The following is a 23,043-nucleotide window of genomic DNA, read 5'->3' as shown; positions in this document are numbered from 1 at the left end:
AAGGAACAGACATGGCATCAACGATTACCGCACCGGCGTACGACCCGACCACCACCGCGCAGGCGCTGGCGGAAAAGTACACCGCCGCCACCCAGGCCAAGATCCAGACCGACACCACGACCACGACCGCCACCGCCAAGGCGCTGTCGACCCTGAGCTCGGCCATCTCCGCCTTCCAGGGCAGCCTGAACACGCTTACCGGCCTGGGCAAGTCGGTGCTGGCGCAGAGCGCCACCCTGTCCGACACCAGCTTCGGCAGCGCCAGCGCCAAGTCGAGCGCCGCTTCCGGCACCTACAGCCTGTTCGTGAAGCAGGTCGCGACCGCCGGCCAGGTCTCGTACAACGGCCTGGCCGACGGCGCCACGCCCGGCGGCACGCTGAAGGTCAAGCTGTCGAACGAGAGCTCGACCACCGCCACCCCGCTCACCTTCGACGTCGACCTGTCGGCCGCGAATGCCGACACCGACAAGGACGGCGTGCTGAGCGTGCGCGAACTGGCATCCGCGATCAACCGTTCCTCCGGCAACGCCGGCCAGGTGTCGGCAGGCGTGGTCACCATCGGCACCGAGACCCGCCTGGTGCTGACCTCGAAGAACACCGGCGTCGCCAACACCATCTCGCTCGACCCCTCTGGCGCGACCGGCACCAGCCTGCAGACCGGCCTGGCCATCGGCAACCGCACCATGGTGACCGCGGCCCAGGATGCGATCGTCATGCTGGGCGGCGAGAACGGCACCGCGATCCAGCAGTCCTCGAACACCTTCACCAACATCGACGGCGTGTCGTTCACGGTCAGCAAGGCCCAGAGCACCGGCAGCACGCCGGTCACGCTGACGGTCTCGGGCGACAGCAACGGCACCACCAAGAACGTGCAGTCCTTCGTCGACGCCTACAACAAGCTCAAGAGCGCGATCGACAGCCTGGTCGACGCCGGCGATCCGGCCAACAACGTCAGCGCCGGCGCCTTCGCGCACGACGCCGGCGTCTCGGCCCTGCAGAGCCGCCTGGTATCGCTGATGCGTCCGCTCGGCGCCACCTCGCTGGCCAGCTACGGCATCACCGCCAACCGCGACGGCTCGCTGAGCCTGGATTCGGCGCGCCTGACCAAGCAGCTGGCGGTCGACCCGACCAGCCTCGACAAGCTGCTCGGCTCGGCCAGCATCAGCAATCCGAGCGGCGTCGCCGGTTCCCTGAACACTTACCTGAACCAGTGGAGCAACAGCGCCACCGGCCAGATCAAGACGCGCACCGACGCCAACAACGCCCTGTCGGCGACCCTGACCAAGCGCCAGGCCGACCTCGACACGATGTACAACTCGGCCTACTCGCGCTACCTGAAGCAATACACCGACCTGCAAGCGCTGCAGTCGACGATGAACTCCAACCTTTCCATGTTCGACGCACTGTTCAGCAGCGACAAGTCCTGAGAGAGCAACCATGTCCTATCAAGAAGCCTACGCCAGCTATCACTCCACCAGCCTGGATGCGCAGACCTCGCGCGCCTCGCCCATCGAACTCGTCCTGCTGCTGACCGACGGCCTGCTCGACGAACTGGCGCGCGCGCGCGCCCACATCGTCGCCAAGCGCTACGAGCCGCGCGCGGCCAGCATCAACAAGTGCGTCGACATCATCAACGGCCTGTCCAGCTCCCTCGATTTCGAGAGCGGCGGCCAGGTCGTGGCCAACCTGGCCAACCTGTATGACTTCTGCGCGCGCCACCTGCACGGCGCCGGCGTCAAGCAGGACCCCGCCATGATCGACGAAGTCGTGAAGATCATGACCACGATCCGCCAGGGCTGGCACGGCGTCCAGGCACGCAATGGCTGAGCTGCGCCAGGCCCAGCTGCTGCGCATGGGCGACGCGCTGCGTGCCGCCGCCGCCGCCGCCGACTGGGCGCGGCTCGGGGAGCACGTGCACGCGCTGGCGCCGCAATTGCAGGCGCTGGCCGCACGCGGTCCGTGGAGCGCGGCCGAACGCCAGGCCCTGCAGCGCCTGCGCACGGCCCACGACGCGGCCCTCGAGGCCACGGCCGTGGCCTCCGGCGCGCTGGAAGCCCGCCTGGAGCAACTTCGTAACAACAAAGACGGCTGGGCTGCATATGCGATGCACAGCGACACCGAATCAGGCATGAGCCAGGGATGAGCATGATGTCCACCTTAGTCAACACCGCCGCCTCGACGGCACAGGCACCGGCCGCAGCGAACGGCGGCGCCGCCGTGCAGGCAGCGCAGACCGTTGCCGCCGGCACCGGCCAGCAGCCGGCCGCCACCGCAGCCGCGCCGGCCCCGGCCGCCGCGCCGTTTGCCCAATGGCTCGACCAGGCCGACGGCGCCGCCGCCCAGCCTTCCCTGCCGGTCCTGGCGGGGAATGCGTTCGCCGCGCTGTCGCAAGCCCTGCAGGCCGCGGCGCCGGCGGATGTCCAGTCCGGCCCGGCAAGCGCCAGCGCGGATGCTAGCGCACCCGCCGCCGACGCCCGTCCGGCCGCCGAAGGCGACGACGGCGCCGGCGCCCAGGACAACACGCTGCTGGCCGCCATGGCCATGCCGCTGATGCCGCTGACGCCGATGCAGATCGCACAGGCGGTGCAGGTCGCCCAGGGCGGCGACACGGCCTCAGGCAGCGCCGGCGGCGACCGCAAGCCTGCCGGCCAGGCCGCCGGCGCCGCTACTGCCGCCGTGCAGGGCCTGAACGCGGCCGGCCAGGATGGCGGCCGCCGCGCCGACATCGCACTGGCCCAGCTGCCGGCGCAGGCGGCCCAGGCCGCGCGCCAGGACGACGGCGCCGTGCACTTCGCCGTCCAGGCCGCCGCCGGCCAGGCGGGCAGCCAGGCCGGCGCGAATGCCGGTGCCGATGCCGACGCCCGCCAGGACGGCGCCGCCGAGCGCACCGTGACGGCCGGCACCGCCACCGCCACGCCGCAGGTCGCAGTCGCCGCACCGGCCAGCGCCCAGCCGGGCGCCGACACGGTCAAGCTGGCCGGTCCGCCGACCGCCTGGCGCCAGAGCCTGCAGGAAGCCCTCGGCGACCGCCTGCACGTCCAGGTCGGAAAGAACGTCGAGCAGGCCGTGATCCGCCTCGAGCCGCCCCAGCTGGGCCGCATCGACATCGCGATCCGCCACAGCAACGGCACGCTGGAAGTCAACATCTCCGCCAGCAACGGCGAAGTGCTGCGCCAGCTCCAGACCGTCAGCGACAACCTGCGCAACGACCTGGCCCAGCGCCAGTACACCGACGTCGCGGTGTCCGTGACCCCGACACCGAAGAACAGCGGCGCGTCCCCGTTCGGCGATCCGCAGCAGCAACAGCAGGGCCGCGGCCGCCAGCCGGGCCGCGAGCAGGACGAACCCGGCCGCGCACTGGCCGAAGCCAACCATGCCGGGTCCGCGTTTTCGCTCGGCGGACGCGAGGCCTGATAGCCCACCCTCAGCAGATACGACACAAGTACAAGCACAAGCAAAATGAACAAGAAAACGATTTTGGCCATCGTCGGCGCCGTGATCATCAGCGCCGCCGGCGCCGGTGGCGCCGTCTGGTGGTTCATGCCCAAGCCGGCTGCGGCCGCGGCCGAGGGCAAGGAAAAGAAAGCGGAAGCGGAAAAGAAAGAGGCCAAGCCGATGAAGTACGTCACCCTCGACAAGGTGATCGTCATGCTGCGCCGTGGCCCCGACGAAACCGAGGCGCACTACCTGTCGACCGACCTGGTGCTGGCCACCGAGCACGCCAAGGAAAAGGAAACCAAGGAAAACCTGCCGCTGATCCGCAGCCTGGCGGTGCGCACGCTGTCGAGCTACACCATGGCCGAGGCATCGAGCATGACCGTCGACAAGTATGCCGAGAAGCTGAACCACGCGTTCGATGCCAACTACGAGCACGAGCACGCCGAAAAACCGTTCGCCGAAGTCATGATCGGCAAGCTCATCATCGAATGACACCGGGGATATCGTGGGTTACATGACCGACTACGCCGACAGCTACGCCAGCACCGAATACGCCGGCGCCGCCCACCATGCGGCGATGAGCGCCAAGGACGAGCAACGCCACCTGGTCGCCTATGCGCCCCTGGTGAAACGCATCGCACGCCAGCTGAACTCGCAGGTTTCCGGTGCGATGGGACGCGAAGACATGGAACAGATCGGGCTGATGGGCCTGCTCGAGGCGCTGCGCCGCTATGGCACGCCCGACACCGGCTTCGCCAGCTACGCCTCGCTGCGGGTGCGCGGCGCCATCCTCGACGAGCTGCGCCGCCAGGACTGGCGTCCGCGCGCCGTGCGCCAGGACAGCCACAAGATGCGCGACGCCGTACGCGCCCTCACCCGCAAGCTCGGCCGCGAGCCGAACGACAAGGAAGCGGCCGAGGCGCTCGGCATCAGCCAGGACGAGTGGCGCCAGTTCCTGCTCGACGACGTCGCCGAGGAACTGCTCAGCTTCGACGACGTGCTGCAGGAAAGCACCGAGCGCGCCAGCCACGCGCCGGGGCCGGAAGAGCAGTACGCGGTGCGGCGCAACCTGGAACACGCACTGGCCGCCCTCAACGAGCGCGAGCAGCGCGTGATCCAGATGATTTATGAGTTCGAGCTCAGCTACAAGGAAATCGCCGCCGTGCTCGACCTGTCCGACGCCCGCGTCTGCCAGCTCAACAAGAGCGCGCTGGCCAAGATGAAAGCCGCACTGGCCCAGGCCTGAATGCTGCACGACCAACAATAAAGGTAACAAGATCATGCAAATCTTAGGCATTCTCATCGTGCTGGGCACGGTGTTCGGCGGCTACATGCTGATGGGCGGCACCGCCATCGCCATCTGGCAGCCCAACGAACTGATCGTCATCTGCGGCGCCGCCCTCGGCGCGCTGGTGCTGGCCAACCCGAAGCACGTGCTGGTCGAGATGCTCGGCCAGATGAAAAAGGTCGCGGGCAAGCACAAGCACGATTCGGAATTCCAGCGCCAGCTGCTGCTGCTGATGTACGAACTGCTGCAGACCGCCGCCGGCGGCCTGAAGGCGCTCGACGCCCACGTCGAGGCACCCAAGGAAAGCCCGATGTTCCAGCGCTACCCGCTGATCCTGGAAGAGCCGAAACTGCTCGCCTTCATCGTCGACAACTTCCGCCTGATGGCGATGGGCAAGATCAACGCCCACGAACTGGAAGGCGTGCTCGAGCAGGAACTGGAAGCCATCCACGAAGAGCTGACCCAGCCGGCCAAGTCGCTGCATAAAGTGGCTGAAGGCATGCCGGGCTTCGGCATCCTGGCCGCGGTGCTGGGCATCGTGATCACCATGAACTCGGTCGGCGAAGGCGCCGAGACCGCCGAAATCGCGGAACACATCGGTGCGGCCATGGTCGGTACCTTCATCGGCATTTTCTTCTGCTACGGCGTGCTCGATCCGATTTCCGGCATGATGAAGCAGCTGGTCAATTCCGAAGCCTCGACCATGGAAACGGTGAAGGTCGTGCTGGTGACCCACGTGGCCGGCAAGCCGCCGCTGCTGGCGATCGACGCCGGGCGCCGCCTGATCCAGCTGAACACCAAGCCCAGCTTCGCCCAGCTGGAAGCCTGGCTGAACGCCATGGCCGAAGGCGAAGACGCCGGCGGCGCCAAGCGTAAAGCGTAACGGAGCCCCCAGTGCAAGCAAATAAAAAAGGCGGCGGCGGCGACCACCACGGCGAAACCATCGTCAAGCGCGGCGGCGGCAAGCACCACGACGACGAGCACGGCGGCGCCTGGAAAGTGGCGTTCGCCGACTTCTGCATGGCCTTGATGGCGCTGTTCCTGGTGCTGTGGCTGATCGCCTCGCAAGATGCGGCGAAGGCCAAGAAGATCGTGCGCGACAACATGGCCAGCGGCATGATCGAAGGCAGCGGCAGCAAGCCCGAGCTGGCCAGCAACCCGAGCGGCAGCATGATCGAACGCTTCGAGATGCCGAAGACCAATAACGGCAGCGAAAGTACCGGCAGCGGCAGCGGCGGCAAGGACTCGGCCCGTACCAAGTACGAATCGGCGTCCGAACTGGCGGCCCTGGCCCGGGCGCTGCAGCAAATGAGCGTCGATGCCGGCCTGTCATCGAATCTTGCCACGGTGGTCACGCCGAACGGCTTGCGCGTGATGTTGCACGACACCGACCGCCAGGGCATGTTCGAGCGCGGCAGCCCTTTGCCGACCACGAAATTCGGAAAACTGTTGCGTGCGATGGCGCCATTGTTCGAAAAAATGGAAAATCAGATGTTGATTGTGGGCCACACTGATTCCTTGCAGTACACTTATAAAGGTCCGATGGGCTATTCGAATACCAGCCTGTCGGTCAACCGCGCACTGGCTGCGCGCGGTGAACTGCTGAGTGGCGGAATGCGCACCGAAAGCGTGCTGCAAGTGGTCGGCATGGCCGACCGCGCGCCACTCGAGGTCAGCAAGCCGGCGGCGGCGGCGAACCGCCGCATCGAACTCCTGATCCTGACCAGTGCCCAGGCCGCCAGCGTGAAGGCGATGTTCGGCACGCCGGGCCCGACCGAATCGCTGACGCAGGACGTCACGGTCAGCAAACCGGGCGAAGAAGCGCTCCAGGACCTGCGCAGCCAAATGGCGAAGAAACCATGACGATCCAATCGAAATCCAGAGGACAACGCATGAAGATCACAGGCGTCTCGACTCCTTCCATCTCCATCACGCCGCAAGCCGGCGCCGTATCCGCTTCGGTGGCGGTGGCGGCCCCGGCGACCGAATCATCATCGCCGCTCGAATCGGCGGTGCTGCAACCGGCCCAGGGCGCGCTGCGCGCCCTGCCCGACTTCGACGCTGCCCGCGTGGCCGAGCTGCGCGACGCCCTGGCCAAGGGCCAGCTGCCGTTCGACGCCGGCCGCCTCGCCGGGCTGATCCAGCGCTTCCATGGCAGCCAGGGGTAACGCATGAGCCGCATGACCCGCGACCAGGCGCTGGCGCGCCTGCTGGACGGCATCCAGGACGACCTCCGCGCCTGCACGACCATCCGCGACGTACTGGAACGCCAGTTCCAGGCCGCGCTGCGCCACCGCGGCGCCGAACTGGCGACGCTGGCCGGCGAACTGACGCCGCAGCTGGACACCATGGAACAGCGCCGCCAGCAGCGCGTGCAGCTGGTGCGCGCCCTGTTCGGCCAGCAGGCCGGCATGGACCAGCTGTTCAGCAGCCTGCCCGACGCCCAGCGCGGCGGCGCCAGCGCCGCCTGGGACCAGCTGGAGCAACTGGTGCGCGACTGCAAGCGCGCCACCACCCGCAACGCCAATCTGATGGCGGAACAGCATTCGGTGATGCAGCGCCTGATGCATGGTGAGGACCAGACCTATGCGCCACGCTGAATTCACGACCTCGATCCCGGCGCTGGCGCCGACCGCCGCGACCCGCCCTACCGCTGCCATCGGCAACGGCGGCGGTAACGGGGGGGCCAACTTCGGCGGCGTGTTCGGCTAGGTGCAGGGCGAAGTCGCCGACTTCATCCAGAACGGCGGCGGCGACTGGACCAGCAGCGCCAGCCTGAGCGCGGAAGGCCGTGTGTGGGCCGCGCGCGCCAGCGAAGCCGGCGCCGCCAATGCCATCGTCGGCGACGGCGACAGTACCGCCTCGCCCGACCAGCAGGCCTTCCTCGAGAGTATCGCGCCGTGGGCGCGCGAAGCGGCCGACAAGCTGGGCGTGGCGCCGGAACTGGTGTCCGCGCATGCTGCGCTGGAATCGGGCTGGGGCCGCCGCCCGCTGAAGAATGCCGACGGCAGCTCGACCCACAACCTGTTCGGCATCAAGGCCGGCAGCAGCTGGAAAGGCGACGTCGCCGACAACAGCACCACCGAATACGTGGGCGGCGCGGCGGTCAAGACCAGTGCGCGCTTCCGCGCCTATCCGGACCAGGCCAGCGCCTTCCGCGACTATGCGCAGATGCTGATCGATAATCCGCGTTTCCGCGGTGCGCTCGGCACCGGCAGCGATGCCCATGCGTTCGCATCGGGCCTGGCCAAGGGCGGCTACGCCACCGACCCCTCATACGCGGCCAAGCTGTCGCGCCTGGCCGGCAAGCTGCAGGGCGTCGGCAGCTGAACAACGCCCCGTTCCCTATCTATTAGTTAGTTGCCGACCGGTTCGACCATCCCCGGACCGGCCACCCGCATGCGCACCACCTGGCCGCTGTTGGCATTCTTTACCCGCACCATGGCGCCGCGCGCGCCGGCATCCAGTGCCTCGCCGGCAGTGCTGACTTCGATGCCGTCGCGGCGCGCGATCATGGTCACGGCGTCGCCGCGCTTGACCATCACGGGACTGCTGAGCTGGCCGCCACGCAAAATGTCTCCTGGGCGCAACATGCGACGTGACATTTGTCCGACAGCATCTTCAGGTGTCGTGATCGGATCGGCAATGTTGGAAATATCACGGCGCTCGATCGTGACTTGTGCATCGGTCAATGCCTCGTTGGCGGCAACCGGGGCCGCAGCGACCGCCACCATGGCCGTCAGGCGCGCGCGGACCACGTACTCGTACCTCCATCCGGGCGTGTCGTTACAACGCGCCAGGAAGCGCATCCGCAGGGGAGAACGGGTATCCAGGGCTTCGATGGCGACATTCTGGGTGCATGGCGGCGCCGCGCGGGTGGTCACGACGGCCACCTCGACCTGCGGTTCGGTCAATCCGGACGCCGCCATTTGTCTTTCCAATTCGGCACGGGCGGCTTGTTCGATTTGTATCGATAAAGGTTGCTGTGCGGCAATTGCGAGGCCCGAAACCAGCACAAGTGTCGTCGTGACAAGGGTTGCCTTACAGAAAGCAATCATTAGAGAATAGCGGCAGTAGAAAGAAATCCGATTTTAACCAATCACATTGCATTGCAGGACAACGGAGATTCCGGACCATGACGTTTAATTTCAAGGATGCACTCGGGGTGCACGCGGATGCGCTGCAGGTACGTGCGGAGCGCACCAAGGTGCTGGCGGCGAACATCGCCAACGAAAGCACGCCCGGCTTCACCGCCCGCGACATCGACTTCGGCGCGATGCTGCAGGACCGTATCGATTCCGAGAATGGCGAGATGAGCCTGGGCGAAGGCGACCCGTTGTACCGCGTGCCCTTCCACCCGAGCGCCGACGGCAATACCGTCGAGATCGGCGTCGAGCAGGCGGCGTTTTCGCAGAACGCTTCCGATTTCCAGACCAGCCTGACCTTCGTGAACATGCAGCTGCGCGGTCTGGCCAAGGCCATCAACGGCCAGTAACCCGGGCCGACAAAGGATACTGAACATGGGCTTCAAGGACATCTCGAATATCGCCGGTTCGGCGATGACGGCGCAATCGGTGCGCCTGAATACGATCGCCAGCAACCTGGCCAACGCCAACGCCGTGGCCGGCTCGGAAGCCGAAGCCTATCGCGCGCGCAAGCCGGTGTTCGCCGCCATGGTCGAAGGCCAGGCCGGCGGCGGCGTGCAGGTGCTCGACGTGGTGCAAAGCAGCGAGCCGCTGCGCCGCGTGCACGAGCCGGACAATCCGAAGGCGGATGCCGACGGCATGGTGTATTACGCCAACGTCAACGAAGTGGCCGAAATGGCCGACATGATGTCCGCCTCGCGCGCATTCGAGACCAACGTCGAGGTGCTGGGCCGGATCAAATCGATGCAGCAGTCGCTGCTGAAACTGGGCGAGGGCTGATCGACATGGTTACCACGACTTCCACCACCAACAACCCGTTGGGCAACAACACCACGACGGCCGGCAGCGGCGCCGTCGCGCCCCAGGCCAGCACCTCGGAAAACCGCGACATGTTCACCAAGCTGCTGGTCGCGCAGATCCAGAACCAGGATCCGCTCGAGCCGCAGGATCCGACCACCTACGTCAACCAGCTGTCGCAGCTGTCGCAGACCGAGGCGCTGCAGAACCTGTCGACCATGACCACCGCCAACGCCAGCATCCTGCAGAGCCTGCAGACCCTGGCGATGGGCGGCCAGGTCGGTTCCGACGTGACCGTGGTCACCGACCACGTCAAGCTGGACGGCGCCAGGATCAACGGCAGCATCAACCTGCTCGGCGCCAGCAGCGCCACCAACCTGGTCCTGACCGGCATCGACGGCCAGCAGCATGTGGTGGCGCTGCCCGCCCACGGTTCGGGCGAGCAGGCCTTCACGATCGATCCGGACGCGCTCGGCCTGGCGCCGGGCACTTATTCCATCCAGGCGCAGCCGTCCGACGGCAGCGCACCGCAGGTCGAAGTGGCGGCACGCCTGAACAGCGTGCGCGTCACCGGCGCCGGCGTCGTATTGCAAGTGGCGGGCATTGGCGAGGTCGATCCCTCGACCGTCACGGGTTTCAACGGCAAGACGGGCTCCTGAGCGGGCCTCCCTCCTCTACCGCATCAAAATATCAAGGAATCGACATGAGCTTCGACATCGCACTGTCCGGCATCCAGGCCATCAACGAGCAGCTGGAAACCGTTTCGCACAACATCGCCAACGCCGCCACCTACGGCTTCAAGGCCAGCCGCGCCAACTTCGCCACCGTGATGGCCGGCAGCAAGGCCAACGGCACCGAGATCGGTTCGGTCACCCAGAACATCAGCCAGAACGGCAGCAGCACCACCACCGGCCGCGGCCTCGACGCCGCCATCGACGGCCGCGGCTTCTTCGTCAGCCGCGATCCGCAGGGCGGCATGACCTACAGCCGCGTCGGCATCTTTTCGACCGACACCGGGGGCTACCTGATCGACAGCAACGGCAAGAAGGTGCAGGGCTACGGTCCGGCCACCAACGGCACCCTCGGCGCCATGGGCGACATCCAGGTGCCGACCGGCCAGATCCCGGCCGTCGCCACCAAGAACATCGCCTTCGTCGGCAACGTGTCGGCCGACTGGGACGACATGCCGGTCGCGTCCTTCGACTCGACCAAGGCAGGCAGCTACAACATGGTCAAGCAGTCGATCGTGTACGACTCGCTGGGTAGCCAGCACACGTTGTCGCAGTACTTCGTCAAGACCGGTGCCAACACCGTCAACGCGTACTACTCGCTGGACGGCGCCAAGGCCGACATGAACTCGGCCAAGGCCGAGCTGACCTTCAACGACAAGGGCGAGCTCACCGGTGGCTCCGGCACGGTCAACTACGACGCCAAAGGCGGCGCCGCTGCCGGCACCGTCACCATCGACTACACCGGCACCACCCGCTTCGCCGGCGACGCCACCACCACCACCAACCGCAGCGACGGCTATGCCTCGGGCGCCTTCGTCGGCGTCGAGCTGGCCGGCGACGGTTCGCTGGTCGCCAAGTACAGCAACGACCAGTCGCAGGTGGTCGGCACCGTGGCCATCGCCAACTTCGCCAACGAAGGCGCGCTGCAGGCGATCAGCGACACCAGCTGGACCGCCAACGCCGGCTCGGGCGCGGCCCTGTACAACGTGCCGGGCGTGGGCCTGGCGGGCAAGCTCAATACCGGCGCGCTGGAAGGCTCGAACGTCGACATCACCTCGGAACTGGTCGGCCTGATGACCTCGCAGCGCAACTACCAGGCCAACTCCAAGGTCCTGACCACCGAAAGCCAGATGATGCAGGCCCTGATGCAGGCCCTGTAATCCGGACACCGATCGAACACTGAGCCGACATGGATAAACTGATCTTCACCGCTGCTTCCGGCGCCGACCGCCTGATGCGCGCCCAGCAGGTCCACGCCAACAACCTGGCCAACCTGGATACCGCGGGCTTCCGCGCCAGCATGGAAGTCGCCGGCCACGCCAAGCCGAACGGCGGCTACGGCTACGACGACGTGCACATGACGAACATGCAGGCCGACACCCTCTCGACCCGCGCCGGCAGCGTGCGCGAGACCGGCCGCCCGCTCGACGTGGCGGTCGGCGGCAAGGGCTGGCTCGCCGTGCAGTACGGCGACGGCGAAGCCTACACTCGCTCGGGCGAGATCGAGATGAGCGCCGAAGGCGCGCTGTCGGTGCACGGCCACCCGCTGATGGGCGAAGGCGGCCCGATCACGCTGCCCCCGCACACCGCGGTCGAGATCGGCACCGACGGCACCATCTCGGTGCTGACCGAAGGCGCGACCCAGATGCAGGTGATCGACAAGCTGCGCCTGGTGAACGCCGAAGGCACGGAACTGACCAAGAACGAGGCCGGCCTGATCGTCGCCCGCGACGGCGCTCCCCTGGCCACCGACCCCAACGTGAAACTGCGCTCGCGTGCGCTGGAAGGCAGCAACGTGTCGGCAGTCGAGGAAATGGTCGCCACCATGAGCCTGAACCGCAGCTTCGAGATCCAGATGAAGCTGTTCCAGGCGAGCGACAAGATGAATGAAGCCGGTAACAAATTGATCGGCGCTTAAAAAGGAAATCCCATGAATCCCGCAATGTTGATCAGCAAGACCGGCGTGCAAGCCCAGGATGCGAAGCTGCAAGCCATCGCCAACAACCTGGCCAACGTGAACACGGCCGGCTTCAAGCGCGACCGCGTCGTGTTCGAAGACCTGTTCTACCAGATCGACGCCCAGCCGGGCGCCCAGGTCGCGGACAACACCGTGTCCAACGGCGTCCAGCTGGGTAACGGCGTGCACGTCGTCGGCACCCAGAAGATCTTCACCAACGGCAGCATCCAGACCACCAGCCAGCCGCTCGACGTCGCCATCTCGGGCAACGGCTTCCTCGAGGTGCGCCGTCCGGACGGCACCGCCGCCTACACCCGCGCCGGCCAGCTGCAGGTCGACGCCAACGGCGTGCTGGTCAACGCCCAGGGCCTGCCCCTGGTGCCGCAGATCACCGTGCCCAACAACGCGCTGTCGCTCACCATCGGCGCCAACGGCATGGTCAGCGCCGCGGTCCCGGGCAGCACTGCCCCGACCGAACTCGGCCAGCTGACCCTGACCACCTTCGTCAACCCGGCCGGCCTGCAGGCAATGGGCGAGAACCTGTTCCAGGAAACCGCCGCCAGCGGCAACCCGAACCAGGGCCAGCCCGGCACCGCCGGCATCGGCACCCTCAAGCAGGGCGCGCTGGAAGGCTCGAACGTGCAGGTGGTGGAAGAGATGGTCGACATGATCGCCGCCCAGCGCACCTACGAGATGAACACCAAGGTGCTGTCGGCTGCCGACAACATGCTGCAGTACCTGTCGCAGGCGGCGCGCTGATCATGGTCCGTCTGAATGCCGCAGCAGCAGCGGCCATCCTGCTGCTCACCGGTTGCGCCTCCAACGTGCCGCTGCGTACCGCGGCCCCGGTCGACGACGCCCTCGCCCTGCCCAAGGCCAGCGCCTCGCGCACCGGCATGTCCGGCGGCGTGTTCTCGGCCGACACCGTGTCGCTGACCTCGGACGCGCGCGCCTTCCGCATCGGCGACGTGGTGACGATCCTGCTGCAGGAAACCACCCAGGCCAGCAAGAAGGCCGGCACCAGCTTCAGCAAGGGCTCGTCGGTCTCGGTGGCCCCGCTCGGCGCGCTCGGCAAGACCTTCGGCCGTACCTCGATCGACGCCAGCGCCGACCGCGGCTTCCAGGGCGACGCCACCAGCACCCAGCAGAACGCGCTGTCCGGCGCGGTCACCGTGATCGTGCAGGAAGTGCTGCCGAACGGCCTGCTGCGCGTGGCAGGCGAAAAGCGCCTGCAGCTGAACCAGGGCGAGGAATTCCTGCGCGTGAAGGGCTACCTGCGCGCCGCCGACATCGATTCGGAAAACCAGGTCTCCTCGCTGCGCGTGGCGAATGCCCGCATCGCCTATTCCGGCCAAGGCTCGCTGGCCGACGCCAATACCCCCGGCTGGCTGACCCGCTTCTTCGCCGGCCCCCTGATGCCGTTCTGAGCACGACATGACTCCATTCGCACGTCCCGCTTCACTGATCCGTATCGTTTCCCTGGCCGTACTGGCCAGCCTCTCGCTGTCCGCCGCGTCCGTGGCCATGGCGGCGCCGGCCATACCGAAGACCTCGGCCCAGGTGGAGCCGGCCATGCCGCGCACCCAGGCGCTGCGTAACCTGGTCAGCGTCGAGGGCGTCCGCGAAAACCCGCTGGTGGGCTACGGCCTGGTCGTCGGCCTGAACGGCAGCGGCGACTCGACCCAGGTCAAGTACTCGAGCCAGTCGGTGGTCAACATGCTCAAGCAGTTCGGCGTCAAGCTGCCGCAGGGCGAGGATGCCAAGAACAAGAACGTGGCGGCGGTGATGGTGTCCGCCGTCTTCCCGCCGGGCTACCGCCGCGGCCAGTCGATCGACATCACGGTGTCGTCGCTGGGCGACGCCAAGAGCCTGCGCGGCGGCACCCTGCTGCTGACCCAGCTGCGCGCGGCCGACAACGAAGTCTATGCGCTGGCCCAGGGCAACGTGGTGGTCGGCGGCCTGTCGGCTTCGGGCAAGAGCGGCTCCTCGGTGACGGTGAACACGCCGACCGGCGGCCGCATCCCGAACGGCGCCCAGATCGAGCGCGAGATTCCGACCGACTTCTCGACCCGCCCGCAAGTCATGCTGCGCCTGCGCCACCCGAATTTCGACACCGCGACCAACGTCGTGAACGCGATCAACCGCCGCTTCGGCGACGTCGCCACCACCGCCGACGGCACCAGCGTCGAAGTGGTCGCCCCAGCCAACCCGACCGAGCGCGTGGCCTTCGTCGCCAAGCTGGAAAACATGATGGTGGAAGCCGGCGCCGAGACGCCCAAGGTGGTGTTCAACTCGCGCACCGGCACCGTGGTGATCTCGGACGGCCTGCGCGTGAAATCGGCCGCCGTCACCCACGGCGCGCTCAAGGTCGTGATCTCGGAAAGCTCGGCGGTCAGCCAGCCGGGCCCGCTGTCGAACGGCCAGACCGCGGTCACGCCGCAGTCGAAGATCTCGGTCGACCGCGGTTCGGGCCAGATGTTCCACTGGCCGGCCGGTGCCCGCCTGCAGACCATCATCGACGTGGTCAACAGCCTGGGCGCCTCGCCCGACGACATCATGGCGATCCTGCAGGCGCTCGACCAGGCCGGCGCGATCGAAGGCGAACTGGTGGTGATCTGATGCTGAACAACCTCACCCCGCTCAAGCCGCTGCATCCGGAACAGGCCGGCCCCGCCGATGCGGTGGCCCCGGCCGCCGCCGCCGCCCAGGCACCGGATCCGGCCTACGTGGCGAAGGCCACCAAGGCCGCGGTCGAATTCGAAAGCTTCTTCATCTCGCACATGCTGCACCAGATGCGCGAGAACCAGCGCACCATCGCCCCGGAAGACAGCGCGGCCAAGAACAAGGTCAACCAGGACATGACCGACATGGTCGACAACATGCTGGCCGGGAACCTGGCCAACCAGCGCGCCTTCGGCGTCGCCGATGCCATTTTGAAGCAATTGTTGCCGCAAGGACTTAATAAAGCCGGCTGAACGGTCGCCTGTCTGTATTGATCCCGCCCATATGAGACGTACCCCATGAGCATCCTGAACAACGCGCTGTCCGGCGCGCTCGCATCGCAGCTGGCGCTGTCCGCCAGCAGCCAGAACATCGCCAACCTGCAGACCAAGGGTTATACGCGCCAGTCCGCCCTGCTGACGGCGGCGGCGCCTTCGGGCGGCGCCAACCAGGCCGGCAACGGCGTGCGTGTGAGCTCGCTAATGCGTTTTTCGGACAACTATAAAACCCAGCAGCTGTGGCGCAGCAACTCGGAAGTCGGCGAGCGCTCCCAGACCCAGCCCTACATGACCCAGCTGGAACAGGTCATGGCCGACGACGAATCCAACCTGTCGAGCGGGATCGACAGCTTCTTCGCCGCCCTGAACGCAGTCGCCGGCGTCGATCCGACCTCGACCCCGCTGCGCCAGCAGGTGGTCACCACCGGCACGCTGCTGGCCCAGCGCTTCAACAGCCTGAACAACGTCTACAACGCCCAGATGCAATCGGTGCGCCAGCAGCGCAGCGCCGTGATCGACTCGGCCAACAGCGCGATCGCCACGATCGCCTCGCTGAACACGCAGATCGCCAACGCGAATGCCAGCGGCACCAACGCTTCTAGCCTGATCGACACGCGCGACCAGGCGATCGACAGCCTGGCCGGCCAGCTGGCGCTGGAAGTCAGCGACCAGCCGGACGGCACCCGCAACGTCTCGCTGAAGTCGGGCCAGTCGCTGGTGCTGGGCGGCGTCGCCGGCACGCTGAGCGTGGGCGGCGGCCTCGAACAGACCTTCAGCCTCGAATTCGCCGGCACCTCGTTCGCGCTCGACCCGACCAAGGCCGGCGGCCAGCTCGGCGGCCTGTCGACCTATGTCACGGACACCCTGAAGCCGCTGCAGCAGGGCGTGGCCGACATCGCCAAGCAGGTCGCCGACAAGATCAACACCCAGCTCGCCGCCGGCTACGCGATGGACGGCACCCAGGGCAAGCCGATGTTCGTCTACACGCCGGGCAATACCTCGAACATGCTGCAGGTAGCCGACGGCTTCCAGACCGCCGACCTGGCGTTCTCGGGCGACCGCACCGCGGGCGACACTGGCAACCTGCAGAAGCTGGTCGACATCAAGAACCAGACGATCACGGTGACCGGCCTCGGCACGGTCCTGATCAGCGACGCCGACACCCAGCTGGTCGGCAAGCTGGCCGTGCAAAGCCAGCAGAACAAGACCGCGCTGAACACCGCCCAGTCGATGCGCGACCAGGCCGATGCCGACTGGCAGGCGACGAGCGGCGTCAACCAGGACGAAGAAGCCGTGAACCTGGTCGAATACCAGAATATGTACCAGGCCAACATGAAGGTGATGTCGGTGGCGAATGCCCTGTTCGACGCCACCCTGGCCATGATGGGTTAAGGTTAAGGAACAAGAGCATGCGAATCGCGACCAGCCAATACCAATCGATGATGAACCAGTCGCTCCAGAAGAACCAGGAGCGCATCACCTACGTCACCCAGCAGATGGCGAACGGCAACCGCATCCAGCTGCCGTCGGACGATCCGGTCGACAGCGTGCGCATGTCGCGCCTGAAGCGCGAGGAAGCCGCCGTCAAGCAGTACCGCGACAACATCGCCGCGGTCCAGCAGCGCATGTCGAAGACCGAGGGCTACCTGCAGAACATGGTCAACGACATGCAGTCGGGGCGCGACCTGCTGGTCTGGGCTTCGGACGGCAGCAACACGCCGGACGACCTGAAGTCGATGGTCACCTCGCTGACCTCGCTGCGCGACAGTATCCTGTACACCGCCAACACGATCGACCAGGAAGGCCGCCACGTGTTTTCCGGCACCGTGACGGGCAGCGCGCCGATCGCCTACGACGCCACCCAGCCGCTGGGTGCGCGCTACAGCTACGCCGGCAACACCAATGCCCAGACCGTGGTCGTCGGCAACGGCATCACCCAGACCGCGAACCAGAACGTGAAGGGCCTGGAAAAGCTGCTCAACCAGCTCGACCAGACCATCGATACCCTGTCGAACTCCGGCCGCGATGCGAGCGACGCCACGGTCAAGGCAACCCTGTCGGCCAACCTGGACGGCTTCGACGATGCGATGGACCTGCTGTCCGGCAAGGTCGCCGTACTGGGCGGCCAGCAGAACATCCTGTCGACCATCGACGCCAATCACCAGAACGTCAGTTTGTCGAACCAGATGGCGATCAACGACATCGGCCAGCTCGACGTCGGCGCCGCCGCAATCGAACTGAACGGTTATTCCACGGCGCTGCAGGCCACCTATAAAGCCTACAGCAAGATCGGCACTCTTTCCCTGTTCTCGGCGCTCTGATGGCAATCGACACAGCACTCCGTTCCTCCACCGGCGGCACCCTCGTCGCCGGCACCTCCACACCGGCGCGCCTGGCGCCGGCACGCAGCCTCGACGTCGTCGACCTCGACAAGGACGCCGCCGGCACGGCCGTCGCCGCGCCGGCCCCGCTGCGCAGCAACGGCAGCGCCGCCGCCATCGGCAGTGCGCTGCAGAACTCGGTCGCGCGCGCCCAGCAGGCGGTCGACTACCTCGAGCAGGTCGCCGGCCAGCTGGAAAACCTGAAAGGCGAGATCAGCGCCAGGCTGTCCGGTGCCGGCAACGGCCAGCGCAGCCAGCAGCGCAGCGTCCAGCGCCAGCAGCTCGACGGCGCGGTGCGCCAGCTGACCAACACGCTGGCGGCGCGCAAGAGCAGCGCCGGCGGCGGCGTCGACGCCAACCTGAACTTCGACGGCCAGCCGGCCCAGCAGCGCTTCCGCATCCGCGGCCTGGACATCGATACCCTGCAGCAGAACGCGCCGCAGACGGTGGCGTTCTCGGTCGGCGGCATCGGCGGCCCGCAGCTGGCGGTCACCATCGGCACCGACCAGTCGAGCGAGGAAACCGCGCGCGCGATCGACCGCGCCATCGCGCCGCTGGGCGTGCGGGCCGGCCTGAGCAACGGCGGCCTGGTGTTCTCGACCCCGGAAACCAACTGGCCGGCGGTCAGGGACAGCATCGCCGTCAGCGGCCGCGGCCGCGTCGCCACCGAGGAAATCGCGCCGTCGCTGGCGCCGCAGCAGTGGACGATCGGCAGCAACAGCAGCACGAACGGCGGCAACGCCGGCAATGCGGACGCGCTGCGCCAGAGCCTGCGCGAGGTCGTGCAGGCCCTGGAGCGCGTGCGCCGTTCGCAGGACGCCGCCAGCAGCGCGCTCTCCGCCGCCAGCTCGCAGGTCGTCACCGCGACCACGCCGCCGCCGGAAGTCGACCTGGCGGCCGACGACTTCGCCAGCGCCGCGGCGAATACCAACTACGATTCGCTGCTGGCGCTGAGCTCGGCGCTGGTGGGCGTCAGCCGCGAGCGCGTGCTGGCCCTGCTGGGCTTGCGCTGATCGGCGCGCCGCGACGTGAAAAAGCCGCCCGAGGGCGGCTTTTTTCACACCTGTACTTCCCGCGCCGGTTGCTTGCCTCCATCCCCACGACCTGGAACGCTACAACCATAAAAACGCCACGACCATAAAAAAACCCGCTGCAGGCAGCGGGTTTTTTTGCAACCAGAAAGCGCGATTACGCGTTTTCGCGGCTGGCCTTCTTGCGCTCGTGCTCTTTCAGGTGACGCTTGCGCAGGCGGATCGACTTCGGCGTGATCTCGACCAGCTCGTCGTCCTCGATGAACTCGACGGCGTATTCCAGCGACATCTGGATCGGCGGCACCAGGCGCACGGCTTCGTCGGTACCCGACGAACGCACGTTGGTCAGCTGCTTGCCCTTGATCGGGTTGACGACCAGGTCGTTGTCGCGCGAGTGGATACCGATGATCATGCCCTCGTACACCGGGGTGTTGTGCTCGACGAACATGCGGCCGCGGTCCTGCAGCTTCCAGATCGCGTAGGCGACGGCGGCGCCGTCATCCTGCGAGATCAGCACGCCGTTGCGGCGGCCGGCCAGTTCACCCTTGCTGTTGTCGACCGGTGCGTATTCGTGGAACACGTGACTCATCAGGCCGGTACCGCGGGTCAGGGTCATGAATTCGCCCTGGAAGCCGATCAGGCCACGTGCCGGGATCAGGTATTCCAGACGAACGCGGCCCTTGCCGTCCGATTCCATGTTCTGCAGGTCGCCACGGCGGCGGCCCAGTTCTTCCATCACGCCGCCCTGGTTGACTTCTTCGACGTCGACCGTCAGGTTCTCGAACGGCTCGTGACGCACGCCGTCGACCATCTTGTAGACCACGCGCGGACGCGACACGGCCAGCTCGAAGCCTTCGCGGCGCATGTTTTCCAGCAGGATCGTCAGGTGCAGCTCGCCGCGGCCCGAGACTTCGAAGGTGGTGTCGTCTTCGGTCGGCAGCACGCGCAGTGCGACGTTGGCCTTCAGTTCGCGCTCGAGACGCTCGCGCAGCTGGCGGCTGGTCACGAACTTGCCTTCGCGGCCGGCCAGCGGCGAGTTGTTGACCATGAAGTTCATGGTCAGGGTCGGCTCGTCGACGGTCAGCATCGGCAGCGCTTCCGGGGTATCCGGTGCGCACACGGTCGAGCCGATGCCGATTTCTTCGATACCGTTGATCAGGCAGATGTCGCCGGCGACGGCTTCATCGACCAGCACGCGCTCCAGGCCCTTGAAGTTCAGCACCTGGTTGATGCGGCCCTTGATCGGGGTCGAATCCGGACCGTTCAGGACGACGACGTCCTGGCCGGTCTTGACGCGGCCGCGGTTGACGCGGCCAATGCCGATCTTGCCGACGTAGGACGAGTAGTCCAGCGAGGTGATCTGCATCTGCAGCGGGCCGTCCGGATTGTCGTCGCGCACCGGCACGTATTTCAGGATGGCGTCGAACAGCGGCTTCATGTCGCCGCTGCGCACGTCTTCGGTCAGGCCGGCATAGCCGTTCAGGCCCGAGGCGTAGACGATCGGGAAGTCGAGCTGCTCGTCGTTGGCGCCCAGCTTGTCGAACAGTTCGAAGGTCTGGTTGATGGCCCAGTCGGCGCGCGCGCCCGGACGGTCGACCTTGTTGACGACCACGATCGGCTTCAGGCCCAGGGCCAGCGCCTTGCGGGTCACGAAACGGGTCTGCGGCATCGGGCCTTCCTGGGCATCGACCAGCAGCAGCACCGAGTCGACCATCGACAGCACGCGCTCGACCTCGCCACCGAAGTCGGCGTGGCCGGGGGTGTCGACGATGTTGATGTGGGTGCCTTCGTACTCGACTGCGCAGTTCTTCGACAGAATCGTGATGCCACGTTCTTTTTCGAGATCGTTCGAGTCCATCACGCGGGTGTCGACCGCCTGGTTTTCACGGAAAGTGCCGGATTGGCGCAGCAGCTGGTCCACCAGGGTGGTCTTGCCGTGGTCAACGTGGGCGATGATTGCGATATTACGAATCGCGCGTTTGGTGTCTGACATATGCGTTTTCAACAGTGAATGTTGCGTGATGGGCGGATGAGTCGAGCTTTCCGATTTCCAGAACCGACTATTATAGCAGGCTTGCGGCAGTTGCTGCACGGTTACTGCTCCCTGGCGGCCGCGAAAGTCCTGTATTTTCAAAGATTTGCTGCCTGCCGGGCGCTCGCCCGCGGGATTTGCGCCAGCTTGGCGCAGAGATGTGACCTGCTTGTGACGGCGTATGTGGCGTGCATCGCCCGCCTTTCAAGAGCCCGCAAACAGTTTCATGTCTGACGGCGCAGCGCCCACAGCGCGTTCATCCAGAGGATCAGGCCGGTGCCGAGGAAACCGACCGGGTCGGCCGGTCCACCGGCGGCATGGCGCGGGTACAGGATGGCAAAGCCGACCAGGGCAGCGGCCGTGACGTAATGCGGCGGATTGCGGAACACATGGGCCAGCGGCACGAAGTGCAGGCCGATCACGATGATCCCCATCGGCACCACCCAGGCGCCGTAGCCGAAGTGGGCCAGCACGTTGCCGAGCACCAGGATCACGATCCACTGCCCCGCATTCACGATGTGGAAGATGCGGTCGGCCCGCTTCTTTGCCGGCGTACCGGCCTCTTCCGCCAGCGCCGGCGCATGCTGGCGGTAGGTCAGCCAGGCACTGGCAGCCAGCGCCAGTCCCACCACGGCGATCGCGCTGAACAGACCGGCACCGGCGCCCGTGCGCCGGTTCCACACTTCCAGCAGGACTGCGCCGAACACGGAAAAGAACAGCGCGCCGATGGCACGGCTGGCCTGGCGCGCGCGGGCGCCGGGGGCGGGGTGGATGGCTTGCATGGAGATTCCTGCCTGGTTACACACGACACGTGATCGGCGTTCAATATCCCCCAACCATGCTGGATGGGCAAGCATTCCGGTACCCGTTGTTGCGTGAAAGACTCAGCCCTGGAAAGCGATCAAACGTTCCGGCGCCAGGATCGCATACTCGCCGAGCAGCGCGGTGCCGAGCAGCCTGCCGTCGCGGTACACGCGTACCCTGCCCTCCTGCGCGGGCACGCTGACCGCCGGCTCCTTGCCGAGCGCCAGGCGCTGGCCATTCAGGAAGCGCTTGGCCAGCTCGTCCGTGAGCTCGACGCGCGGGAAGGTCGACAGCAGCGTGTCGACCGGCGCCAGCAGCGACAGCGGCTCGGGGTGCGCCTGCAGCTGTTCCAGCGTCACCATGCCGTCCACCGTGAGCGCGCCGACCTGGATCCGGCGCAGCGCGTTCAGGTGGGCGCCGCAGCCCAGTGCCGCGCCGATGTCTTCGCCCAGCACGCGCACGTAGGTGCCCTTGCTGCAGGTGACACGGATGACCAGCATCGGCGCCTCGTAGCGCACCAGTTCCAGTGCATGGATGGTGACCGGACGCGCTTCGCGTTCGAGCACGATGCCTTCGCGTGCGTATTCGTAATAGGCCTTGCCGTCGCGCTTGAGCGCCGAGTACATCGGCGGCACCTGCAGGATCGGGCCGCGGAAACGGGCCAGTGCAGCTTCGATCCGTTCGACACTGACATCGACCGGCTTCGTCTCGATCGCCTCGCCTTCGGTATCGCCGGTGGTCGTGGTGATGCCCAGGTGGACCGTCGCCAGGTAGGTCTTGTCGGCTTCTAGCAGGTCTTGCGAGAACTTGGTCGCCTCGCCGAAGCACAGCGGCAGCAGGCCGGTGGCGAAGGGATCGAGGGTGCCGGTATGGCCGGCCTTCTTGGCGTTGACCACGCGCTTGGCCTTGATCAGGGCGTCGTTCGAGGACAGGCCGACCGGCTTGTCGAGGAGCAGTACCCCGTCGACCAGGTCGCGGGGCTTCTTCGGGGGCCGTGCGTTCACTTGGAATCGAGGCCGTCACCGGCCGACTCTTCGTCGGCTTTGCCCGTGGTCTCGGGATCGTCGGCGGCGCGGGTGGCATTGGCCTGGTCGATCAGGGCCGACATCGCCAGGCCACGGCTGGTCGAGGTGTCGTGCACGAAGTGCAGCTGCGGCAGCGTGTGGATGTGCAGGCGCTTGCCGAGCAGGTTGCGCAGGTAGCCGGACGCCTTGCTCAGGCCTTCGAGGGTCTGCTTGACCTCTTCCGGGCTGTCCTTGAGCAGGGTGAAATATACCTTGGCGTGGGCGTAGTCCGGAGTCAGCTTGACTTCGCTGATGGTGACCATGCCGACGCGCGGGTCCTTCAGTTCGAAGGCGATCAGTTCCGACAGGTCCTTCTGGATCTGGTCGGCGACGCGCAGGCCGCGCGAGGGGATGCTTTTGCTATGTTTTGCCATA

At 66.6% G+C, this 23,043-nt stretch carries 29 protein-coding genes; 24 read left to right on the top strand and 5 right to left on the bottom strand.

Translation table 11 applies throughout. The annotated features are described in order from the left end of the window. Positions 1 to 11 precede the first annotated feature (11 nt). From fliD to FBX97_RS00230, 12 genes are read left to right on the top strand one after another with little or no spacing between them, the layout of a single operon-like run. Positions 12 to 1,427, top strand: coding sequence for a flagellar filament capping protein FliD (fliD, locus tag FBX97_RS00280; protein ID WP_141828271.1), 1,416 nt, complete (start codon positions 12 to 14; stop codon positions 1,425 to 1,427). A 10-nt stretch (positions 1,428 to 1,437) separates the two neighbouring features. After that, on the top strand, positions 1,438 to 1,827 hold the full coding sequence (gene fliS / locus FBX97_RS00275) for a flagellar export chaperone FliS (RefSeq protein ID WP_141828270.1): 390 nt from the start codon (positions 1,438 to 1,440) through the stop codon (positions 1,825 to 1,827). Then, the gene (locus FBX97_RS00270) at positions 1,820 to 2,143 is read left to right on the top strand and encodes a hypothetical protein (RefSeq protein WP_255517231.1); all 324 of its coding nucleotides are present in this window, start codon (positions 1,820 to 1,822) and stop codon (positions 2,141 to 2,143) included. Before fliS ends, FBX97_RS00270 begins: the two co-directional genes overlap by 8 nt. 2 nt (positions 2,144 to 2,145) lie before the next feature. Next, complete coding sequence (locus tag FBX97_RS00265; RefSeq protein WP_141828269.1) at positions 2,146 to 3,414, top strand: flagellar hook-length control protein FliK; 1,269 nt, start codon at positions 2,146 to 2,148, stop codon at positions 3,412 to 3,414. A gap of 45 nt (positions 3,415 to 3,459) precedes the next feature. Continuing rightward, positions 3,460 to 3,930, top strand: a complete 471-nt coding sequence (gene fliL, locus FBX97_RS00260) for a flagellar basal body-associated protein FliL (RefSeq protein ID WP_141828268.1) — start codon at positions 3,460 to 3,462, stop codon at positions 3,928 to 3,930. A gap of 22 nt (positions 3,931 to 3,952) precedes the next feature. Next, positions 3,953 to 4,684, top strand: a complete 732-nt coding sequence (locus tag FBX97_RS00255) for a FliA/WhiG family RNA polymerase sigma factor (RefSeq protein WP_141828267.1) — start codon at positions 3,953 to 3,955, stop codon at positions 4,682 to 4,684. Positions 4,685 to 4,715: 31 nt separating this feature from the next. Further along, complete coding sequence (gene motA, locus FBX97_RS00250) at positions 4,716 to 5,609, top strand: flagellar motor stator protein MotA (RefSeq protein WP_141828266.1); 894 nt, start codon at positions 4,716 to 4,718, stop codon at positions 5,607 to 5,609. A gap of 11 nt (positions 5,610 to 5,620) precedes the next feature. Continuing rightward, the gene (locus FBX97_RS00245) at positions 5,621 to 6,589 is read left to right on the top strand and encodes a flagellar motor protein MotB (RefSeq protein ID WP_141828265.1); all 969 of its coding nucleotides are present in this window, start codon (positions 5,621 to 5,623) and stop codon (positions 6,587 to 6,589) included. A 29-nt stretch (positions 6,590 to 6,618) separates the two neighbouring features. Then, complete coding sequence (gene flgM / locus FBX97_RS00240) at positions 6,619 to 6,894, top strand: flagellar biosynthesis anti-sigma factor FlgM (RefSeq protein ID WP_141828264.1); 276 nt, start codon at positions 6,619 to 6,621, stop codon at positions 6,892 to 6,894. Between the two features lie 3 nt (positions 6,895 to 6,897). Then, positions 6,898 to 7,326: a flagellar export chaperone FlgN gene (gene flgN / locus FBX97_RS00235; RefSeq protein WP_141828263.1), complete on the top strand. Its 429-nt coding sequence runs from the start codon at positions 6,898 to 6,900 to the stop codon at positions 7,324 to 7,326. Then, positions 7,313 to 7,438: a hypothetical protein gene (locus FBX97_RS29915; RefSeq protein WP_255517230.1), complete on the top strand. Its 126-nt coding sequence runs from the start codon at positions 7,313 to 7,315 to the stop codon at positions 7,436 to 7,438. The genes flgN and FBX97_RS29915 overlap by 14 nt, the downstream gene beginning before the upstream one ends. After that, positions 7,439 to 8,056: a glycoside hydrolase family 73 protein gene (locus FBX97_RS00230; protein WP_141828262.1), complete on the top strand. Its 618-nt coding sequence runs from the start codon at positions 7,439 to 7,441 to the stop codon at positions 8,054 to 8,056. It begins immediately after the preceding gene. A 26-nt stretch (positions 8,057 to 8,082) separates the two neighbouring features. Here the strand turns inward: FBX97_RS00230 and flgA are convergent, their stop codons facing one another. Next, the gene (flgA, locus tag FBX97_RS00225) at positions 8,083 to 8,655 is read right to left on the bottom strand and encodes a flagellar basal body P-ring formation chaperone FlgA (RefSeq protein WP_255517229.1); all 573 of its coding nucleotides are present in this window, start codon (positions 8,653 to 8,655) and stop codon (positions 8,083 to 8,085) included. A 206-nt stretch (positions 8,656 to 8,861) separates the two neighbouring features. Between flgA and flgB the strand changes: the two genes are divergently transcribed. The 12 genes from flgB (at position 8,862) to FBX97_RS00165 (ending at position 18,750) form a co-directional block, all read left to right on the top strand. Beyond that, positions 8,862 to 9,221 (top strand): flagellar basal body rod protein FlgB, encoded by a 360-nt coding sequence (gene flgB, locus FBX97_RS00220; RefSeq protein WP_141828260.1) that lies wholly within the window; start codon positions 8,862 to 8,864, stop codon positions 9,219 to 9,221. 25 nt (positions 9,222 to 9,246) lie between these two features. Continuing rightward, positions 9,247 to 9,651: a flagellar basal body rod protein FlgC gene (gene flgC / locus FBX97_RS00215; protein WP_141828259.1), complete on the top strand. Its 405-nt coding sequence runs from the start codon at positions 9,247 to 9,249 to the stop codon at positions 9,649 to 9,651. Positions 9,652 to 9,656: 5 nt separating this feature from the next. Next, the gene (locus tag FBX97_RS00210) at positions 9,657 to 10,328 is read left to right on the top strand and encodes a flagellar hook capping FlgD N-terminal domain-containing protein (RefSeq protein WP_141828258.1); all 672 of its coding nucleotides are present in this window, start codon (positions 9,657 to 9,659) and stop codon (positions 10,326 to 10,328) included. Positions 10,329 to 10,372: 44 nt separating this feature from the next. Beyond that, positions 10,373 to 11,560 carry a flagellar hook protein FlgE gene (locus FBX97_RS00205; RefSeq protein WP_141828257.1) on the top strand — a complete coding sequence of 396 codons (1,188 nt, stop codon included), beginning with the start codon at positions 10,373 to 10,375 and terminating at the stop codon, positions 11,558 to 11,560. 29 nt (positions 11,561 to 11,589) lie between these two features. After that, complete coding sequence (locus FBX97_RS00200) at positions 11,590 to 12,318, top strand: flagellar basal body rod protein FlgF (protein ID WP_141828256.1); 729 nt, start codon at positions 11,590 to 11,592, stop codon at positions 12,316 to 12,318. A 12-nt stretch (positions 12,319 to 12,330) separates the two neighbouring features. Beyond that, on the top strand, positions 12,331 to 13,116 hold the full coding sequence (flgG, locus tag FBX97_RS00195; protein WP_185748407.1) for a flagellar basal-body rod protein FlgG: 786 nt from the start codon (positions 12,331 to 12,333) through the stop codon (positions 13,114 to 13,116). Between the two features lie 2 nt (positions 13,117 to 13,118). Then, the gene (flgH, locus tag FBX97_RS00190) at positions 13,119 to 13,784 is read left to right on the top strand and encodes a flagellar basal body L-ring protein FlgH (RefSeq protein ID WP_141828255.1); all 666 of its coding nucleotides are present in this window, start codon (positions 13,119 to 13,121) and stop codon (positions 13,782 to 13,784) included. A gap of 97 nt (positions 13,785 to 13,881) precedes the next feature. Further along, the gene (locus FBX97_RS00185) at positions 13,882 to 14,976 is read left to right on the top strand and encodes a flagellar basal body P-ring protein FlgI (RefSeq protein ID WP_370457193.1); all 1,095 of its coding nucleotides are present in this window, start codon (positions 13,882 to 13,884) and stop codon (positions 14,974 to 14,976) included. Then, positions 14,976 to 15,332 (top strand): rod-binding protein, encoded by a 357-nt coding sequence (locus tag FBX97_RS00180; RefSeq protein ID WP_141828253.1) that lies wholly within the window; start codon positions 14,976 to 14,978, stop codon positions 15,330 to 15,332. Before FBX97_RS00185 ends, FBX97_RS00180 begins: the two co-directional genes overlap by 1 nt. Positions 15,333 to 15,377: 45 nt before the next feature. After that, positions 15,378 to 16,748: a flagellar hook-associated protein FlgK gene (gene flgK, locus FBX97_RS00175; protein WP_141828252.1), complete on the top strand. Its 1,371-nt coding sequence runs from the start codon at positions 15,378 to 15,380 to the stop codon at positions 16,746 to 16,748. Between the two features lie 17 nt (positions 16,749 to 16,765). Beyond that, positions 16,766 to 17,677, top strand: coding sequence for a flagellar hook-associated protein FlgL (flgL, locus tag FBX97_RS00170; protein ID WP_141828251.1), 912 nt, complete (start codon positions 16,766 to 16,768; stop codon positions 17,675 to 17,677). Further along, positions 17,677 to 18,750: a hypothetical protein gene (locus FBX97_RS00165; RefSeq protein ID WP_141828250.1), complete on the top strand. Its 1,074-nt coding sequence runs from the start codon at positions 17,677 to 17,679 to the stop codon at positions 18,748 to 18,750. The genes flgL and FBX97_RS00165 overlap by 1 nt, the downstream gene beginning before the upstream one ends. A gap of 175 nt (positions 18,751 to 18,925) precedes the next feature. Here FBX97_RS00165 and typA read toward each other — a convergent pair whose 3' ends face one another. The 4 genes from typA to rbfA form a co-directional block, all read right to left on the bottom strand. Next, positions 18,926 to 20,761 (bottom strand): translational GTPase TypA, encoded by a 1,836-nt coding sequence (typA, locus tag FBX97_RS00160; RefSeq protein ID WP_141828249.1) that lies wholly within the window; start codon positions 20,759 to 20,761, stop codon positions 18,926 to 18,928. Between the two features lie 263 nt (positions 20,762 to 21,024). Beyond that, complete coding sequence (locus FBX97_RS00155) at positions 21,025 to 21,582, bottom strand: hypothetical protein (protein ID WP_141828248.1); 558 nt, start codon at positions 21,580 to 21,582, stop codon at positions 21,025 to 21,027. A gap of 102 nt (positions 21,583 to 21,684) precedes the next feature. After that, positions 21,685 to 22,608: a tRNA pseudouridine(55) synthase TruB gene (gene truB, locus FBX97_RS00150; RefSeq protein WP_141828247.1), complete on the bottom strand. Its 924-nt coding sequence runs from the start codon at positions 22,606 to 22,608 to the stop codon at positions 21,685 to 21,687. Beyond that, positions 22,605 to 23,042: a 30S ribosome-binding factor RbfA gene (gene rbfA / locus FBX97_RS00145; RefSeq protein WP_141828246.1), complete on the bottom strand. Its 438-nt coding sequence runs from the start codon at positions 23,040 to 23,042 to the stop codon at positions 22,605 to 22,607. The genes truB and rbfA overlap by 4 nt, the downstream gene beginning before the upstream one ends. Position 23,043 lies beyond the last annotated feature (1 nt).

Origin of the sequence: Herbaspirillum sp. SJZ107, assembly GCF_006715485.1 — a bacterium.
GTDB lineage: Bacteria > Pseudomonadota > Gammaproteobacteria > Burkholderiales > Burkholderiaceae_D > Telluria.
Note: the sequence above shows the minus strand (reverse complement) of the source record. Positions and strands in the feature narration are given on the sequence as shown.

What these genes read in the sequence shown, in the direction of transcription:
- fliL (WP_141828268.1), top strand. Translation starts at nt 3,460, where the DNA reads ATGAACAAGAAAACGATTTTGGCCATCGTCGGCGCCGTGATCATCAGC.
- flgB (WP_141828260.1), top strand. Translation starts at nt 8,862, where the DNA reads ATGACGTTTAATTTCAAGGATGCACTCGGGGTGCACGCGGATGCGCTG.
- rbfA (WP_141828246.1), bottom strand. Translation starts at nt 23,042, where the DNA reads ATGGCAAAACATAGCAAAAGCATCCCCTCGCGCGGCCTGCGCGTCGCC.
- FBX97_RS00265 (WP_141828269.1), top strand. Translation starts at nt 2,146, where the DNA reads ATGATGTCCACCTTAGTCAACACCGCCGCCTCGACGGCACAGGCACCG.
- FBX97_RS00200 (WP_141828256.1), top strand. Translation starts at nt 11,590, where the DNA reads ATGGATAAACTGATCTTCACCGCTGCTTCCGGCGCCGACCGCCTGATG.
- FBX97_RS00155 (WP_141828248.1), bottom strand. Translation starts at nt 21,582, where the DNA reads ATGCAAGCCATCCACCCCGCCCCCGGCGCCCGCGCGCGCCAGGCCAGC.
- FBX97_RS00180 (WP_141828253.1), top strand. Translation starts at nt 14,976, where the DNA reads ATGCTGAACAACCTCACCCCGCTCAAGCCGCTGCATCCGGAACAGGCC.
- typA (WP_141828249.1), bottom strand. Translation starts at nt 20,761, where the DNA reads ATGTCAGACACCAAACGCGCGATTCGTAATATCGCAATCATCGCCCAC.
- flgC (WP_141828259.1), top strand. Translation starts at nt 9,247, where the DNA reads ATGGGCTTCAAGGACATCTCGAATATCGCCGGTTCGGCGATGACGGCG.
- FBX97_RS00270 (WP_255517231.1), top strand. Translation starts at nt 1,820, where the DNA reads ATGGCTGAGCTGCGCCAGGCCCAGCTGCTGCGCATGGGCGACGCGCTG.
- flgH (WP_141828255.1), top strand. Translation starts at nt 13,119, where the DNA reads ATGGTCCGTCTGAATGCCGCAGCAGCAGCGGCCATCCTGCTGCTCACC.
- FBX97_RS29915 (WP_255517230.1), top strand. Translation starts at nt 7,313, where the DNA reads ATGCGCCACGCTGAATTCACGACCTCGATCCCGGCGCTGGCGCCGACC.
- flgL (WP_141828251.1), top strand. Translation starts at nt 16,766, where the DNA reads ATGCGAATCGCGACCAGCCAATACCAATCGATGATGAACCAGTCGCTC.
- flgA (WP_255517229.1), bottom strand. Translation starts at nt 8,655, where the DNA reads ATGGCGGCGTCCGGATTGACCGAACCGCAGGTCGAGGTGGCCGTCGTG.
- FBX97_RS00210 (WP_141828258.1), top strand. Translation starts at nt 9,657, where the DNA reads ATGGTTACCACGACTTCCACCACCAACAACCCGTTGGGCAACAACACC.
- FBX97_RS00185 (WP_370457193.1), top strand. Translation starts at nt 13,882, where the DNA reads ATGGCGGCGCCGGCCATACCGAAGACCTCGGCCCAGGTGGAGCCGGCC.
- fliS (WP_141828270.1), top strand. Translation starts at nt 1,438, where the DNA reads ATGTCCTATCAAGAAGCCTACGCCAGCTATCACTCCACCAGCCTGGAT.
- flgM (WP_141828264.1), top strand. Translation starts at nt 6,619, where the DNA reads ATGAAGATCACAGGCGTCTCGACTCCTTCCATCTCCATCACGCCGCAA.
- FBX97_RS00205 (WP_141828257.1), top strand. Translation starts at nt 10,373, where the DNA reads ATGAGCTTCGACATCGCACTGTCCGGCATCCAGGCCATCAACGAGCAG.
- FBX97_RS00255 (WP_141828267.1), top strand. Translation starts at nt 3,953, where the DNA reads ATGACCGACTACGCCGACAGCTACGCCAGCACCGAATACGCCGGCGCC.
- flgK (WP_141828252.1), top strand. Translation starts at nt 15,378, where the DNA reads ATGAGCATCCTGAACAACGCGCTGTCCGGCGCGCTCGCATCGCAGCTG.
- flgN (WP_141828263.1), top strand. Translation starts at nt 6,898, where the DNA reads ATGAGCCGCATGACCCGCGACCAGGCGCTGGCGCGCCTGCTGGACGGC.
- fliD (WP_141828271.1), top strand. Translation starts at nt 12, where the DNA reads ATGGCATCAACGATTACCGCACCGGCGTACGACCCGACCACCACCGCG.
- flgG (WP_185748407.1), top strand. Translation starts at nt 12,331, where the DNA reads ATGAATCCCGCAATGTTGATCAGCAAGACCGGCGTGCAAGCCCAGGAT.
- FBX97_RS00165 (WP_141828250.1), top strand. Translation starts at nt 17,677, where the DNA reads ATGGCAATCGACACAGCACTCCGTTCCTCCACCGGCGGCACCCTCGTC.